The organism is Amycolatopsis dendrobii (assembly GCF_014145675.1).
GTDB lineage: Bacteria > Actinomycetota > Actinomycetes > Mycobacteriales > Pseudonocardiaceae > Amycolatopsis > Amycolatopsis dendrobii.
Genome location: NZ_JACGZW010000005.1, coordinates 1 through 15549, shown reverse-complemented (window position 1 = coordinate 15549; position 15549 = coordinate 1). Strand labels below are relative to the sequence as shown.

At 73.3% G+C, this 15549-nt stretch carries 14 protein-coding genes; 13 read left to right on the top strand and 1 reads right to left on the bottom strand.

What is annotated here, in order from left to right; translation table 11 throughout:
• The first annotated feature begins 74 nt into the window (after positions 1-74).
• The 13 genes from H4281_RS15275 (at position 75) to H4281_RS15215 (ending at position 14407) form a co-directional block, all read left to right on the top strand.
• A complete protein-coding gene (locus H4281_RS15275) occupies positions 75-2630 on the top strand; it encodes a helix-turn-helix transcriptional regulator (RefSeq protein ID WP_182891580.1) in 2556 nt (851 codons plus the stop codon).
• A 158-nt stretch (positions 2631-2788) separates the two neighbouring features.
• On the top strand, positions 2789-3508 hold the full coding sequence (locus H4281_RS15270) for an HAD family hydrolase (protein ID WP_182891579.1): 720 nt from the start codon (positions 2789-2791) through the stop codon (positions 3506-3508).
• Positions 3509-4383: 875 nt separating this feature from the next.
• Positions 4384-5211, top strand: a complete 828-nt coding sequence (locus H4281_RS46570; RefSeq protein WP_182891578.1) for an IclR family transcriptional regulator — start codon at positions 4384-4386, stop codon at positions 5209-5211.
• 744 nt (positions 5212-5955) lie between these two features.
• Positions 5956-6768, top strand: coding sequence for a universal stress protein (locus H4281_RS15260; RefSeq protein WP_182891577.1), 813 nt, complete (start codon positions 5956-5958; stop codon positions 6766-6768).
• Positions 6769-6918: 150 nt separating this feature from the next.
• Complete coding sequence (locus tag H4281_RS15255) at positions 6919-7320, top strand: Hsp20/alpha crystallin family protein (RefSeq protein WP_182891576.1); 402 nt, start codon at positions 6919-6921, stop codon at positions 7318-7320.
• Between the two features lie 50 nt (positions 7321-7370).
• Positions 7371-7868 (top strand): universal stress protein, encoded by a 498-nt coding sequence (locus H4281_RS15250; RefSeq protein ID WP_182891575.1) that lies wholly within the window; start codon positions 7371-7373, stop codon positions 7866-7868.
• Positions 7869-7878: 10 nt separating this feature from the next.
• Positions 7879-8544 (top strand): CBS domain-containing protein, encoded by a 666-nt coding sequence (locus H4281_RS15245; protein ID WP_182891574.1) that lies wholly within the window; start codon positions 7879-7881, stop codon positions 8542-8544.
• 250 nt (positions 8545-8794) lie between these two features.
• Positions 8795-9595, top strand: a complete 801-nt coding sequence (locus H4281_RS15240) for a universal stress protein (RefSeq protein ID WP_182891573.1) — start codon at positions 8795-8797, stop codon at positions 9593-9595.
• 85 nt (positions 9596-9680) lie between these two features.
• Positions 9681-9959 (top strand): DUF1918 domain-containing protein, encoded by a 279-nt coding sequence (locus H4281_RS15235; RefSeq protein WP_182891572.1) that lies wholly within the window; start codon positions 9681-9683, stop codon positions 9957-9959.
• Between the two features lie 69 nt (positions 9960-10028).
• Entirely contained in the window at positions 10029-10634 is a 606-nt protein-coding gene (locus H4281_RS15230; RefSeq protein ID WP_182891571.1) for a CBS domain-containing protein, read from the top strand.
• Positions 10631-11524, top strand: a complete 894-nt coding sequence (locus tag H4281_RS15225; protein WP_182891570.1) for a universal stress protein — start codon at positions 10631-10633, stop codon at positions 11522-11524. Before H4281_RS15230 ends, H4281_RS15225 begins: the two co-directional genes overlap by 4 nt.
• A gap of 435 nt (positions 11525-11959) precedes the next feature.
• On the top strand, positions 11960-13675 hold the full coding sequence (locus H4281_RS15220) for a sensor histidine kinase (protein ID WP_182891569.1): 1716 nt from the start codon (positions 11960-11962) through the stop codon (positions 13673-13675).
• A 78-nt stretch (positions 13676-13753) separates the two neighbouring features.
• Positions 13754-14407 (top strand): response regulator, encoded by a 654-nt coding sequence (locus H4281_RS15215; protein WP_182892097.1) that lies wholly within the window; start codon positions 13754-13756, stop codon positions 14405-14407.
• Here H4281_RS15215 and H4281_RS15210 read toward each other — a convergent pair.
• Positions 14404-15384, bottom strand: coding sequence for an Acg family FMN-binding oxidoreductase (locus tag H4281_RS15210; protein WP_182891568.1), 981 nt, complete (start codon positions 15382-15384; stop codon positions 14404-14406). The genes H4281_RS15215 and H4281_RS15210 overlap by 4 nt on opposite strands.
• Positions 15385-15549: the final 165 nt, after the last annotated feature.

The following is a 15549-nucleotide window of genomic DNA, read 5'->3' as shown; positions in this document are numbered from 1 at the left end:
ATAAACCGGAAGATATCGGGTGCCAGCATCCGTAGAATTACTGCAATTCGCTGGTCGGGCGAAGGGGGAGAAGCATGGCCGAGAAGGAGTTCGTCGGCAGGGCGGCGGAACTGGCCGCGTGCCTGGACCGCGCGGCGGCGGTGACCGTGGTGGAAGGACGGCCGGGGATCGGGAAAACGCGGCTGCTGGCCGAAGTCGCCCGGCGGGCGCCGGATCCGGTGTGCGCGGTGCCCGGCGGCGCGCCGGAGTTCTCCCGCCGGCTGGCGCACGCGCTCGGCCCGGAATCGCTGGTGGTCGTGGACGACGCGCAATGGGCCGACGAAGCGTCCCTGCGGCTGTTGATGGCGCTGGTCGCGCGACCGGGGAACGACCGGCGGCTGGTGATGTCGGTCCGCGACGGGCAGCGGCAGCCCGCGCTGACCCGGCTGCTGCATTCCGAGCGGGTCCCGGCCCGCTACGTGACGCTGCCCGCGTTCACCGACGACGAGGTCGCCCGGCTGTTGCCGGGGCACGACGACGCCGAGCGGTCGCGGATCGCCGCCGCGGCCGAGCGCATCCCGCTGTACCTGTTGCTGCTGGCCGATTTGCCGCCGCACGAGTGGCCCGGCCACGACGGCGGCCCGGCGGCCGAAGACCGGCCGCTGCTGCCGGCGGAACGCGTGCTGTTCGCCGAAGTGTCGGCGCTGCCGGAGCCCGAGCGGCTGGTCGTCCAGGCCGCGGCGTGCGGCGGCGCGACCCTCGACGCGGATCTCGTCCAGGCGATGACCGTGCTGCCCCGGGCGACGGTCGGCCTCGCGATCGAACGGCTGCTGTGCCGGGGCGTGCTGGCGGGCGGGGCCGCGGGGCTGCGATTCCGGCACCCGCTGGTCCGCGCCGCCGCCGCGCGGCTCGCCGGGCGTGGCTGGGCGGCGGGCGCGCACCACCGGGCGGCGGCTTACCTGCGCGAACTGGACGCGCCGCTCACCTTGCGCGCTTATCACCTCGAGAAGTCTTTGTACCGCCACGATCTGGTCGCGGTCGGGGAGCTGGCGTCGGCGGGGGAGGAAGTGCTCGGCACCGATCCCGCGGCGTGCGCCCGGTGGCTCGGCGCGGCAGTGGCGAACCTGCCGGAACGGATGCGCGGCGGGCACGAGCACTGCCGCCTGTCCGTGCTGCGGGCCGAAGCGCTGCTGGCGTCCGGGCAACCGGCCGGCGCCCGGGCGTTGCTGGTGGCCTTGCCGGAATCGCCCCGGGTGCTGGCGTTGCTTTCCCGGTGCGAGCACACCCTCGGCCGCACCCGGCGCGCGCGGTCGATCGCCGAGGCCGCGATCGCCGCGTCGGGCAAGGCGGACGCGCGGGCACACCTTGAACTGGCACACCTGGAATTGCTGGACGGCGACACTGCCGGAGCGCAGGAGCGGCTCCGCCGGATCGCGGCCGACCCGAGCGCCGGGCCCGCGGTGCAGTCCGCGATCGCCGCGCTCGCCGCCATCGGGCTGGCCTGCGCCGGGCGGACCGGCGAGGCCCGGCACGCCCAGCAGGCCGCCGCCGACGGATTCGACCTGCTCGACGACAGCGAACTGCGTTCGGTCCTCTACACCGTTCCCGCGCTGTGCTGGGCGTCGTGCTTCCTCGACGACGACCGGCGCGCGCTCGCCTTGCTGGACCGGGCGGTGCACCTCAGCGCGCCCGGGCTGCGGCAGGGGTTGCCGTTCCTGTACTCGGCGCGGGGTTACGTGCTGTGGAAGCTGGGGCGGCTCGCCGAGGCCGCGGAGGCCGCCGCTGAAGCGGAAACCGCGGCGACCCGCTTCGGCCACCACGACGTCGTGCCGATGGCCGCCGCGATCCGGCTGCGGGTGCTGCTCGCGACCGGAGACCGGTCGGCGGCCGAACAACAATGGCGCACGGTGGACAAGATGCCGCGGCCGACCGTCGAATGGTGGCGGCGGACGGTGGAGCACATCCTCGCCGAGGCCGGTCTCGAACTCGGCATGTTTCCCGGCGCGGTCGAGCAGCCGGTGGAGCGGACGGCGAATCCGTTGCTGGTCGCCAGGTTGGCGCAGGACTGCCGCGTCGCTCTGTCCGAGGGAGCGGCCGCGCAGGCGCGCCGGTGGGCGGCTGACGCGATGGAACGGGCCGCGGCCACTGGGTTGAAGAGCGACCTCGGCATCGCGTTGCTGGCGCGCGCGACGGTGTCAGCGACCGGCGACGACCTCGCCGCGGCGTTGGCGGACGCTTCCGCGGCGGCCGTCGCGTTCGGCCGGGCGGCGATGGTGCTGCATCGAGGCCGCGCGGTGCTGCTGGTCGCGGAAGTGCTGGGAAGACAGGGAAACTTCGACGCCGCGACCCAGCGGATCGGCGAGGCGCGGGAGGTGTTCCAGAGCGCGGGGGCGAGTGCGTTGCTGCGGGAGACGACGAAGGCGCAGCGGAGATTGGCCGGGCGGCGAAAACCGGAGTCGCCGCCGGGCGGGCGAGCGCTTTCTCGTCGCGAACGGCAGGTGGCGGAAATGGTAGTGCGCGGGCTGACGACAAAGGAAATCGCGGCCGAGTTGTTCCTGAGCCCGCGGACAGTGGACGCGCACGTGGCTCGGGTGCTGGCCAAACTCGACCTGACCACCCGCGCCGGGATCGCCCGCCGGTTGATCGGCTGACGCGGGCTTTTCCCTCGTCGCGGGGCCGGGACAGTGGTGTCCCGGGACATGGAACAAGCCGCTCTGCCCGGACGCGCGCCGCTGTACCGTCAGCCCGGATAATCGGTGAAAGCGCGCACGGAAGGGCTGTTTTCGTGGCTGCGAAGAATCGGTGCGTCATGAACCCTGCGGCGAAATACGCCATTCTGGACTTGGACGGGACCCTGCTGCCCGGGCACACTTCGCGGCATTATCTGCAGGTGCTCGTCGACGACGGCACCTGCGACCGGCAAGCGGGGTTGTCCTGCCTGGACGCGATCGCACAGTTCGCGGCCGCGGAAAAAGCGCCGTCGGGGCTGCTGGACGAGATCTACCGGCTGTACGCGCTCGCGATGAAAGGCGCGTCGGTCGCGCAGGCCCGGTTCGCGGCGGAGAAAACCTGGCGGGCGAGCCGGGGCACACTGTTTTCCTTTGTCCCGGAACTGCTTTCGCTGCTGCGGGCGAGCGGATACCGGATCCATCTGCTGTCGGGCAACCACGATTTCCCGGTGCAGGAGGCGGCGATCGACCTCGGCCTGTCCGGCGGGCACGGCGCCGTCGTGGAGGTGGCCGACGGCCGGTTCACCGGACGTCTGCTGTCCGCTCCCGGCGCGGCCGGGGGCAAACTCGCGTTCGTGCGCTGCCTGGCCGACGCGGTCGGATTCGACGCGGAGAACTCGCTCGCGATCGGGAATTCCGCTTCGGACGCGGAGATCTTCGCGTGCGTGGGCAAGGCTGTGGCCTTCGAACCGGACGCGGAGCTTCGGCGGCTCGCCGCCGGCCAGCCGTGGCATGTGGTCGACCGGCGCACGATCTTGCGGGTGTGCGCGCGGCTGACCGCCCGCGCGACTGCCGCGTGATCGGTGCTTCGCCGGATCCTGATCGCTTGGCGCGGCACCGCGATCACGCCGGGCGCCCCAGTTCGCTGACGCCGTCGTGCGGGTTCCCGCCGGAATGTCAAGACCTTGTTCCGCGGCCTGGAACATTGCTCTGCGTCCATGTTTGGTCGCTCGCCGTCTACTGAGTGCTGGTATCGTCTTTCGGCGGAGGAGCGGCGGTCGCCGGAAAGGGCGTCGGCTGGTTCTCCCGCGGTCGGCACGGACGGCACCAACCCCGTCGTCGTGGCCGGCCCGGTCGATCGTCGCTTCGGAACCGGCGCCGCCCGCCGACCGCGGGGCTGCCGGGGCCGCGGCGACGGCGGCGCTGCCCGGAGTCCGCCGACGCGCTCCGGCGGAAACGCGGGATCGCCGGGAATATTCTCGGGCCGGGTCGATTATTCGCCGGATTTTCGCGCGATCTTTCGCTCAGGTTCTTCGACGGACGAAAAGCGGTGGGAAGCAATTGTCACGGCCTGCGACCACGACGGCGCGGATCCGCGCGACGGCGACGCAGAGTGACCGGCCGCGACCGTTTCCGGGGACGGACGCATCGCACGACGAGGCGGGCGGGCTACCGCGCTGCGCCACTGGGGCGATTCTTTCCGTGAACGGGTGCGTCCAGTTGTGCCGGACGCGGCGCTGGGCAAGCATGAAGGCGCGAGAGCAGGACTGCATCACGAAAGACGCGGGTGGCGAACGAATCGGGCGGCGGCGATGCGCGGTGCCGCCCGCGAGCGGCGGAGGGTCCGGGGCCGCACAGGGCAGCGGTCGCGCGGCCTCGCCGGAGCACGCGGGGACGAGGGTCCCGCCGGCGCGTGCACGAGAGGGATTGTGCGGATTCGGTGGAGGTTTCGGTCGTGACTACGAGCGACGACAACGGGCGGTGGGCTTGCACGAGCGTGGTGCCGAGCAGGCCGATTCCCCGGGCGCTTTCGATCCTGAGCGCTATTCGCGATTCGGGCGGGATCGAAACGCTGAGCGAGATTTCGCGGTCGACCCGGCTGCCGAAAAGCACCGTGCACCGGCTTCTCGCCGAGATGCAGGGATACGGAATGGTCGTGCGGGCGGGATACCATTACCGGCACGGGGAAGCTGTGTGCCGCCTCGCCAGACCGGGTTCGACGCAGGAACTGCAGCGGCTGCGAAGAGGTATTCTCCCGTCTTTGATCGACATCCACTGGCGGACCGGTTACATGGTCGGCCTCGGCGTGGCCAGCGGGAATGTCGTTGATTTCGTGCATTTGATCTACAGCAGCGGTTACTGCTCGCTTGCCGAGCGGATAGAAAACGATTCGCAACTGGCCGGAAGCGCGGCGGGACGGGTGCTGATGGCGTTCGACCCGGGTCTCGCCGCGCGCTTCGCGGTGTTCGCGGGCTACCGCGGGGAGAACGAGAACGGCGGCGGCCTCCCGGCGTGGCTGAGCGCGGAACTGCGCGAGATCCGGCAGCGCGAGGTGTCGTTCAACCCGCGCGTTCCCGGTGCGCTGCTCGCCGCGGCGGTCCCGGTGTTCAACGTGACCGGCACGGCGGTGGCCGCGTTGAGCGTGGCTGCGCCGCGGCGCGTGTTCAATTCGCGGGAAGCGCATTCGTCGCTGCAGGCGACCCGGATGACCGCGCAGCGCATCCTCCGCGAAACGGTGGCGGCTGATTGGCGGAGCGCGAAATCCGGCCGTCCGGTGGAATAGCCGGGCCGCCGGAGGCGTCCGGAAGGCGGAACGTTTCCGGGGGGACGGCGCAATTTTCGCCGGGACGCCGAGCGGCGCGGCAGGTCGGCCGCCGACCGGACCGCGCGGCTTTCTTCCTTTCGCTGACGTCCCTCAGGGTTCCCCTCACGAACGTGCGCGCGGGCTGGGTCGTGCCCGTCGGCCGCTGGCTGGGCGGGGAACCGGGGAGCGGGTTCCGCGGTGCCGGGAAGGCGTCCGCTGGCGAGGGCGCAGCGCATTGGCCGCCGCCGGGGAAGCCACAACAGCCGGGAAAGGCTGCTGTGCCAAGCGAAATCCCGTTCCGGCCTCCGCTGTTCGGCGCAGGCCGGGCCGTCGCGCGGGGTCTTCGCCTGCCGGTCGAGCGGCGGAGCGAAGGGGAGGAATTCCCTTCCGGGACAAGCGCTTTCGCTGAACTCTCGCCTGTTCGGCGCAGGCCGTGCCAGCACCCGGAGCCGCCGCCTGCGCGCTGAACCCGTGCGAAGGGCCGCAGCGCCTTCCGGGCCGGGACCAAAGTCTCCTGCGCCGCGGACGTCCTCCCGCAGTGTCTCCGGCGCGCGGCGGCCTAGCGTCGGCCGCGAGACGAAGAGGAACCGGACGGAGGAGGCATGTGATGGAGGAGGAGCGGAGGGCCCCGTCGCCAGGGGCTGCCCGCCGGCCGCCCGCCGGACGCGGCACGCACGGTGCCGCGATCTGCCGGCGAGGACGGGAGAGGGAGAACCGGGAGCCATGGCGGTGAGCCGGCCGGTGGTGGTCGGCGTCGACGGGTCGACGGCGGCGCTCGCGGCGGTTCGCTGGGCTGCGGTCGAGGCCGGGCGGCGCGGCACCGGTCTCGTGGTGTTCCACGCCGAATTGTGCGACGACCCGGACCTGCTGCCGCACGGCAAGCCGCCCGGCGACGCCGAACTGCTGATGGAGCCCGCGCGTCGGCTGCTGCGGCAGGCGGCGGAAACCTCCCGCCAGGCCGCGCCCGCGGTTCCGGTGCGGATGTGCGTCCGGCTCGGGACGGCGGCCGAATTGCTGGCCGCGCTGTCCGACGAAGCCGGGCTGCTCGTGCTCGGCGCGCACGGGCTCGGCGGAGCGCGCGGCGGAGCCATCGGATCGGTGGCATTGCGCGCGGCGGCGTCCGCGCGCTGTCCGGTGGTGGTGATCCGCGGCAGCGCGGCCGTGGACGGACCGGTGGTGGTCGGCCTCGACGACTCCGACGGCGGCGAACGCGCACTCGCTTTCGCCTTCGACGCCGCGGTTTCGCGCGGAGCCGGAATCGAGGCGGTCCACGCGTGGCACGACGGCCGCCCCGGCCGGGAAAGCGGGCTGCGCGAGCAGGTGGCCGCGTGGTCTCGCAAGCATCCGGTCGTGCCGGTGCGCATGCATGTCGTGCGGGTGCGCTCGGCGGCGCGGGCGCTGTCCGGGATCTCCGCCGGGGCGCAGCTGATCGTCGCGGGGGCTCGGGCGCGGGGTCCGCTGGCGGGCGGTTTGCTCGGCTCGACGGGGTATTGGCTGCTCGCGCACGCGGCGTGCCCGGTCGCGGTCGCCCGCTGAAAAGTCCTCTGTGGACGGTGGGGTCCCGGTTCGCGGTCCGCCCGTTCGGTGACTTTCGGCCTTCGGCTTCGGGCAGTCCGGCAGCGTCGCGACTGCCGGCGGGCGCGGTTTCCTGAAAGGGCGACACCGTTCCCGAGAAAGGAGTGCGCAATGACGTCACTGTTGCCCGGTTCCCGGATGGCGCTGCCGAACATCGCCGCCTGGCTCGACCGGCCGTGGCCGTTCGGCGACCACAACCCGGTGCGCATCGAGGAGTCCACCGAAGGCGGGACCTACACCGTCCGCGCCGAACTGCCGGGTTTCGACCCGGAGAAGCACATCTCCGTGACCACGCACGACGGCCTGCTGACCGTCGAGGCCGACCGTGCGGAGCGCAGGCACGTCGACGGCCGCAGCGAATTCTCCTACGGCAAGTTCAGCCGCACGGTCCATCTGCCCGCCGGGGCGGTGACGGGCGAGGTGACCGCGCGCTACGTCGACGGCATCCTCGAGATCTCGATGCCGCTGGCCGGGCAGCCGCACGAGAAACAGATCAAGATCGAGGTCGAGTAGGACCTTCGGCGATCCACCGCGGACGTTCGGGCGGAGGCGAGGAGGCGGCCATGAGCACGACCGGCGAACGGGAAATCGTCGTGGGCGCCGACGGCTCGGCGGGCAGCGAGGCGGCAGTCCGCTGGGCGCTGGCCGAGGCGGCGGCGAGCGGCCGGAGCGTGGCGGTGCTGCGCGCCTGGACGTTCGACCCGCTCGCGGATCTCGAGTCGGCGCTCGCCCGTTCGTACGAGGAGATCGCGTCCCGGTACCGGCACGAGCTGGACGGCTCGGTCGCCAGGGCATGTCCCGGCGCGGATCCGGCCCGGGTGCGGACCGGCGCCGTGGCCGGAGCGCCCGGCCCGGCGCTGGTCCGCGCGTCGGCGGACGCGGCGATGCTGGTGCTGGGCAGCCACGGGCACAGCCGGGTGCTGCGGATGCTCGTCGGCTCGGTTTCGGAGTACTGCCTGCGGCAGGCGCGCTGCCCGGTGGTGATCGTCCCGGCCCGTTCGGCCGAAGAACGCGGGCCGCTGCCGGACGTGGGCGCCGCTCGCCCCGGTCCCTTGCTGTGAGGAGCCCGAGATGAAGAGAAGCCGGCAGGTCCGCGCGGTGATGACCGCCGACGTCGCGACGGTCGAACCGGGGATGTCGGCCGAAGCCGCCGTCGCCGTGCTGGAGCGGCGGGAGGTGAGCGGCGCGCCGGTCGTCGGCGAGGACGGCAGGGTCCTCGGCTTCGTCACGCGCGGCGACCTGTCGCGGCGGCGCTCCGGCCGCTGCTTCGGGAGACGGCACAAGACCGGGAAAGTGGGCGAGGCGATGAGCACGCCGCCGGTGACCGTCGGCGTGGACGACGACGTCGTGCGCGCGGTCCGGCTGATGGACGCGGGCCGGGTGCGCCGCCTTCCCGTGCTGGGCGCCGACGGCGCGTTGGCGGGCATCGTCTCGTACGGCGACCTCGGGCGCGTGTTCCTGCGTCCGGACAGCGAGATCCGCGACGAGGTGCGCGACGAGGTCCTCGACCGAGAACTGTGCCTCGACCCGGCATCGCTGGACATCGCGGTGCGCGACGGCGTCGTGTCGCTGACCGGGACGGTCGAGCGGGACAGCATGGTCCCGGTGATCCCGGTGATGCTGGCCCTCGTCGGCCGGGTGGACGGCGTGGTGGCGGTGCAAGAGCATTTGCGGGTGGGAGTGGACGCCCGGATCGTCCTGGCCGACGAACCGGCCGCGGGCAGAGTGCTCGGGTGACCCCCGATTCCCCGTCGCGCGACGGGAAGAGCGGCCGCTGTCCTTTTCGGATGGTGGCCGCTTCCCGTTCCCGGCCCGGAAGCCCCGCCGCCTCGGCCGCGCACCCGCGGGAGGAGAGGCGGAGGGGCGGGAGAGGCCGGGGGAGGCGCTTTCGTCCCTCCGGGAGAGGACTTCGGGCCCTGACGGAGTAGCCGCGGGCAGGCCACGGTGGACCCGGCTGCCGGAACCGGCGGCGGGAAGGGGAGGCGGGGTGCCCGGGAAGAAGCCTGACCGCGCGGTGCTCGTCGGGGTCGACGAGTCGGAGGCCTCGCTGGCGGCGGTCCGCTGGGCGGCCGCCGAAGCGCTGCACCGCGGCTGCCGGCTGCAGCTGTTCCAGGCCGGGACCGCGGACCGGCGGGCGCGGGAACGGTTCGCTCGCGCGCATCGGTGGCTGAGCCGGGCGGCGCAGGTCGCCGAGGAGGCCGCGCCAGGGGTGGCGACCCTGCCGGTCGTGCGGGCGGGGCTCGCGGTCGAGCTCCTCGTCGAGCGGTCGCGGTCGGTGTCGCTGGTGGTGCTGGGTTCGCACGGGCTCGGCGGGCTGCGCGGGGCGGCGATCGGATCGGTCGCCTTGCGGGTGGCGGCGGGGGCGCACTGCCCGGTGGTCGTCGTGCGCGGGCGCGCGGCGGCGGGCGGGGCGGTCGTGGTCGGGGTGGCGGGGGACGAGCGCGCCGGGGAATTCGCCTTCGCGGCCGCGGCGAACCGGCGGGTGCCGCTGATCGCGGTGCGCGCCTGGCGGTCCGACCGGCCGGAGCGGGCCGAGGAGGAGGACCGTGCGCTGCGCGAGTGCATCGCCGCCTGGGCGGACAAGTACCCGGAGGTCCCGGTGCGGGTCCGGGCGGTGCGGGAGCGTTCCGCCGGGCGGGCGCTGATGGCGGTCGAAGGGGCGCAGCTGGTCGTGATCGGCACTCGCGGACAGGAGCCGGTCTCGGGCGAGCTGCTCGGGTCGACCGGGAACCGGCTGCTCGCGCACGCGGCGTGCCCGGTGGCGGTCGTGCGCGGGGCGTTCCGGTGAGGAAGCCCGCGGCGAGTGCCCTGACCGCGCGAAGCGTTGCCGCGGTGGAACTTTCCCGCGCCGGCGATCGGACCGAGGAGGAGCGATGTGCGCACAACCCGGCGACTGGCTGGTCGTGAAGAGCGGCCGGGCGGAGGCCCCGGACCGGTACGGCCGCATCGTCGCGGTCGGGACCCCGGACGGCGGCCCGCCGTTCACCGTCCGCTGGTTCCTCGGCGGCTACGTCTCGACGATCTTCCCCGGCCCGGACGCGCTCGTCCTCACCGAGGCGCAGCGCAAGGCCCCTGCGCCGAACGGACGAGCGCGCCGCCGCGGGAACCGCTCGCGCCGCGGCACTGAGGACGTTGGTCCTTCGCGCCGGTGACTCCGGACCGGCGTGCCTGCCGTTTCCCGTCGCCTATTTTCGAGCCAGTGCCAGGGAAGGACGGGTCTGATGCGCGCACGCGATCTGATGTCCTCGCCTGCGGAGACGGTGCGTCCGTGGACCTCCGCCGACGAGGCTGCCGGGATCCTCGCCGAACGCGGCTTCCCCGCGCTGCCGGTGGTCGACGACGAGGGCCGGCTGGTCGGCATCGTCACCGAGGCCGAGCTCGGGCGCGGCCGGACTCCCGCGCGGGGCCGGGACCGGCGGCCGTGTCGCCCCGGCGCGATCGAGACGACTGTCGGTGCGGTGATGACCTCGCCCGCCGCCGGGATGCCGCCCGGAGCCGACCTCGCCGACGTGTGCCGCGAGCTGGTGGACTCGAAGAGCCAGGCGATGCCGATCGTCGTCCAGGGCCGCCGGGTGGTCGGCATCGTGACGCGCGGCGACGTGGTCCGCGTGCTCGCCCGCGCCGACACCGCGATCGCCGCGGACGTGCGGCACCGGCTCGAGGTCTACGGCGGGACCGGACGCTGGAAAGTCGAGGTGCACGAAGGGATCGTGCGCATCACCGACCGGTACGACGAGGAAGCCGACCGCGACGTCGCGACGCTGCTGGCGCTCGCGGTGCCCGGCGTGGTCGCGGCGGACCCGGCGGGCGAGGGGCCGGGCAGATGACCGGCCGGAACCGCACGGTGCTCGTCGGGATCGGCGGATGGGACGGCGCCGCCGAAGCGGTCCGGTGGGCCGCCCGGCTCGCTGCGGGCCGCGATCTCGAACTGGAGCTCGTGCACTGCCTGCAGACCGCGGTGCCCGCCGGATTCGCCGGGCCGGGGCCGCTGTTCGAGGACGCGCCCGCCGACGGCGGACGGCGCGCCCCGCTCGGGGAGGACCTGGCGGCTCCGTTCGGCGACGCGTCCCCGGTCCGGGGCGAGGTGTACTCCGACTCCGCGCCCGACCTGCTGATCGACCGGTCCCGCGACGCCCGGATGGTCGTGCTCGGCCGCACCGGGACCGACGGGTTCGCCGGCATGCTGGCGGGGGCGGCGGTCGCGGCGGTCGTGAGCAACGCGGGCTGCCCGGTCGTGGTGGTCCGCGGACGCGGCGGCGACGGGCCGGTCCCGCTCGACGGGCCGGTGGCGGTCGGCGTCGACACCAGCCCGAACAGCGAGGCGGCGATCGCGGCGGCGTTCGAGGAGGCCAGCTTCCGGCAGGTCCCGCTCGTCGCGGTGCACGCCTGGGCGGACGTCGTGTGCGACGCGATCGAGCGCACCGCGCGCCCGGTGCCGGAGCGGGAAACGCAGCGCCAGCCGGTCGAGGAACGGCTGCTCGCGCAGCGGCTCGACGGCTGGCAGGAGAAGTACCCCGACGTCGAGGTGCGCCGAAAGCTCGTGCGCGACCGGCCGCGGCAGGTGCTGCTCGACGAGTCGGAGCGGGCGCAGCTGATGGTCGTCGGCACCCGCGGCCGGGGCGGGTTCGCCGGGATGCTGCTGGGGTCGACCAGCCAGGCGCTGATCCACCACTCCGCGTGCCCGGTCCTGGTGGTGCGCCCGGAGGCACGGCGCTGACCCTTCCCGCGGATATCTGGCGAAATGGCAACAAAACGCGGGATTCCGGGGAATGCCCGAATGGAGCAACCGGCAATTCCGCCGGGGCCCTTCCGATGATCGATATTTCCTCCGGAAGAACCATTCCGCTGATCTTCGCCGCGTCCCGCGCGGGCGGGCCGCTCACTCCGTTCCGCCTTGCGGCTCACCGCCTGATCGCCCGCTTCCGTGGGAAGCCAAGGGAAAAGCGACGGACGGACCGGGTCCGGAGGAGACGCTTTCCCGCGCGATTCCCCCGCGGCGAGAGCGTCCGGCACGCCCGTTTTCCCGTGCAACGCCGAAAAACGCGGCGGCGCCCTTTTCGCGCGCTTGACGGCCGCTCGCACGAGCCGCAAGACTGAATTCCCAGTGGCGCGCCGCGGACGGGACGCGGGGCCCGGACGGGCAGGAGCCGGGGTGAACCAGCGGGACACACCCGAACACGAGGGGCTGACGTTCCCCGATCAGCCGAGGATGGAACTGGACCAGCTTCTCGGCGAGCTGGTGGAACGCGCTCAGGAGGTCATCAGCACGCAGGGCAGGCTGCGCGGGCTGCTGCGCGCGACCCAGTCCATCACCGGCAGCCTCGCGCTGCCCGCGCTGCTGCGCCGGCTCGTGGAGTCGGCGTGCGAACTGGTCGGGGCGCGGTACGCGGCGCTGGGCGTGATCGGGCCGGACGGGCGGCTGACCGAGTTCGTGCACACCGGGATGGACGCCGAATCGGTCGCGCGGATCGGCAGGCTGCCCGAAGGCAAGGGCCTGCTCGGCGCGGTCGTCGAGGACCCGCGCCCGGTGCGGCTGGACCGGCTGCAGGACGATCCTCGGTCGACCGGGTTCCCCGAGGGGCATCCGCCGATGACGAGCTTCCTCGGCGTCCCGGTCCGGGTGCGCGGCGAGGTGTTCGGCGACCTCTACCTCGCCGACGCCGGACACGGCCGGTTCACCGAGGAGGACGAGCAGCTCGCGCTCTCGCTCGCCGCCGCGGCGGGCAGCGCGATCGAGAACGCGCGGCTGTACGAGACCGCGCGGAACCAGCAGGAATGGCTGCGCGCGTCCGCGGCGGTGACCCGGGAACTGCTGTCGGCGGATCTCGGCGATCCGCTGGGCCGCGTCGTGGACTACGCGCGGGCGCTCGCGTCCGCGGACCTGGTTTCGGTGACCCGCCCGTCGGAGCGGGAGGGCTACCTTCGCGTCGAACGCGCGATCGGGGCGGGCGCGGAACAGCTGGCCGGGCGGGAACTGCTCACCGAGTCCACTGTGGCCGGCACGGTGTTCGCCCGCGGCGAGCCGAGGATCGGGTCGTGGCCGGACGAGCTGTCGCGGCTGTCCGTGCCGTCCGTGCTGACCTTGAATCTCGATTCGGTGATGCTGATGCCGCTGGCCGGGAACGGGACGGTGGCCGGGGTGCTGACCGTGTCCCGGCTGGCCGGCCGCCCGGCGTTCACCTCCGACGACCTGGAGATCGCGGCCTGGTTCGCCGACCAGGCGGCGGTGGCGCTCGAACTGGCGCAGGCGCGGGCCGAACGCGAGGACGCCGCGCTGCACGACGAACGCGACCGGATCGCCGCGCGGCTGCACAGCGAGATCCTGAACCGGCTCTACGCCGCCGCGCTGTCGCTGCAGACCACGGCCGGGCTCGCCAAATCGGCGGTGGTCGCGACCCGGCTGCGCGAGACGATCGCCGACCTCGACGACGTGATCAACCACGTGCAGCAGACCGTTTTCCGGCTCGACGACGTCCTGCCGCCCGCTCCGGAGCCGATCCGCGACCAGGTGCTGCGGGTGCTGGCGCGGGCGCGAGAGGAATGGGGCCTTGCGGTGTCCACGCAGCTGACCGGGAAACTCGATCCGGTGCACTCGGACGTCGTGGTGCCGCTGCTCTCCGACGCGCTCGAGCTGATCGCCCGGCACACCTCGGCCGAAGCGGTGGAGGTCGAGATCCAGGCGGAACCGGAGCAGACGACGGTGACCGTCCGGTACGAGGGCGCGGGCGACGTCGCCGTGTCCGCCGCGCCCGGCCTTGCCGCGCTGGCGGAGCAGGCGAGCCGCCGCGGCGGGACGCTGACTGTGGCGGGCGGGTCGCGGCTGAGCTGGTCCGTGCCGGTGAAAACCCGGTCGCCGACCGGTGATTGAGGACTTTCGGCACCGCCGGAGCGCGGCGGCGCGCCGTACTCTCGACGCACGAACGAGCCCGACGTGGGAGAAGGACCGATGCTGCGGGTTTTCCTGGTGGACGATCACGAGGTGGTCCGGCGCGGGGTCGCCGACCTGTTGGAGGAGGACCCGGAGATCGCCGTGGTCGGCCAAGCGGCCGACGTTTCGCAGGCGCTGGCCCGGATCCCGGCGCTGCGGCCGGACGTCGCGGTGCTCGACGTGCGGCTGCCCGACGGCAACGGCATCGAACTGGCCCGCGAGCTGCGGTCGGTCTCGCCGGACCTGAAATGCCTGATGCTCACCTCCTACACCGACGAACAGGCGATGCTCGACGCGGTGCTGGCCGGCGCCGCCGGCTACGTGATCAAGGACATCAAGGGCCTCGACCTGATCTCGGCGGTCCGGGACGTCGGCGCGGGCAAGTCGCTGCTGGACGCGCACGCGGCGGCCGCGCTGATGGCGAAACTGCGCGACAGCGCGGAAAAACAGCGGGGCCCGCTCGCACAGCTGTCCGATCAGGAACGCACGCTGCTGGGGCTGATCGGCGAGGGGCTGACGAACCGGCAGATCTCCGAGCGGATGTTCCTCGCGGAGAAAACGGTGAAAAACTATGTTTCGCGGTTGCTGACGAAGCTCGGCATGGAGCGGCGCACGCAGGCGGCGGTGCTGGCGACGGAGTTGCGAGGCCGTCCGCATCGGCCGGGCGCCTAGACGCTGAGCGGGGACGGAGTGACGAGGACGTCTTCCAGTGCCCGGCGCGGAGTTCGCGGAACGGGGGCTCCGTACCCGAGGCGGAGCACGATCTGCGGCCAGAGCCCCCCGCCGAGCAGGTCCCGGAGCCGGGCGCGGATGGCGGGCACCTCGACCGGCTGGGAGATGAAGGAGGCGTCGATCCCGCGGGCGGTCGCGGTGAGCAGCACCCGTTGCATGGCCTGTCCGGCGCGGAGCCGGTCGATCGCCAGGTCGGCGAACGTCCCGACCACGACGACCAGCGGCGCGGCTCCCAGTGCGCGCGAACCGCCGCCGTAGTCGCGCAGGACCCAGGTGTCGTCCGCGGTGACGGCTCCACCGGCGGCGAACGGCACGCCGTCGCGCCGGTTGCGCCCGCGTCCGGTCCAGCGCTGCCATTCGGACCGGAAGGCCGGGTCCTCGATCTGCAGCCGGTGGCTTTCGCGGATCAGCTCCTTGAGGCCGGCGAGCTGGTCCGCGTCGAGCCGGGGCAGCCAGGCATGCTCGACCTCGGCCGCGTGCCGCAGGGCGCCCAGCGCCCCGGAGGGAACGGGTTTGGCGGTGAACGGCGTGCGGTTGGTGTGCCGCAGCGGGATCGCGTCGGCCAGGGACGCGAGCTTCCGGTCGGTCGCGGCGGCGGCTCGCGGGCGCACGAGGGCGAGCAGGTCGGGGTTGCCGCGGCGGGGGAAGTAGCTGGTCGCCGGGTGGACGCCGGTCGCGTGGATCGCGGTGCGCAGGTTGAACAGCGCGGCTCCGCAGGAGAGCAGCAGTTCGCGCCGGTCGGGGTCGGCGACGGGCAGGGTGCGGTCGGGGTCGGCGTGCACCTCGATGCCCGTCGGGCCGCTGCTGAACAGCCAGGGCTGGGTGTTGTGCGTCGACGGCGCGAGGGTGGCGCTGAGCAGCACCGACGCCACCTGTTCGGCGCTGAGCAGGCCGGACGGCGCCACCTGAAGGGTCATCCTTCTCCCCCGGACCGCGAAACGCGGGACACTGTGTCGTGAATAGTCGCTTCAGCATGCGTCCGCCGGGCGGAGGCGCACAGGGGCGAAAGTCATCTGTCTGAGGACATCGAGCGCTGAAAGCAGGTCTGATGCCGGAAACCACCCGGAAGCTGTCGGGGACCC

What these genes read in the sequence shown, in the direction of transcription:
- H4281_RS15250 (WP_182891575.1), top strand. Translation starts at nt 7,371, where the DNA reads ATGAGCACGACCGGCGAACGGGAAATCGTCGTGGGCGCCGACGGCTCG.
- H4281_RS15215 (WP_182892097.1), top strand. Translation starts at nt 13,754, where the DNA reads ATGCTGCGGGTTTTCCTGGTGGACGATCACGAGGTGGTCCGGCGCGGG.
- H4281_RS15225 (WP_182891570.1), top strand. Translation starts at nt 10,631, where the DNA reads ATGACCGGCCGGAACCGCACGGTGCTCGTCGGGATCGGCGGATGGGAC.
- H4281_RS15235 (WP_182891572.1), top strand. Translation starts at nt 9,681, where the DNA reads ATGTGCGCACAACCCGGCGACTGGCTGGTCGTGAAGAGCGGCCGGGCG.
- H4281_RS15210 (WP_182891568.1), bottom strand. Translation starts at nt 15,384, where the DNA reads ATGACCCTTCAGGTGGCGCCGTCCGGCCTGCTCAGCGCCGAACAGGTG.
- H4281_RS15260 (WP_182891577.1), top strand. Translation starts at nt 5,956, where the DNA reads ATGGCGGTGAGCCGGCCGGTGGTGGTCGGCGTCGACGGGTCGACGGCG.
- H4281_RS15255 (WP_182891576.1), top strand. Translation starts at nt 6,919, where the DNA reads ATGACGTCACTGTTGCCCGGTTCCCGGATGGCGCTGCCGAACATCGCC.
- H4281_RS15230 (WP_182891571.1), top strand. Translation starts at nt 10,029, where the DNA reads ATGCGCGCACGCGATCTGATGTCCTCGCCTGCGGAGACGGTGCGTCCG.
- H4281_RS15275 (WP_182891580.1), top strand. Translation starts at nt 75, where the DNA reads ATGGCCGAGAAGGAGTTCGTCGGCAGGGCGGCGGAACTGGCCGCGTGC.
- H4281_RS15270 (WP_182891579.1), top strand. Translation starts at nt 2,789, where the DNA reads ATGAACCCTGCGGCGAAATACGCCATTCTGGACTTGGACGGGACCCTG.
- H4281_RS15245 (WP_182891574.1), top strand. Translation starts at nt 7,879, where the DNA reads ATGAAGAGAAGCCGGCAGGTCCGCGCGGTGATGACCGCCGACGTCGCG.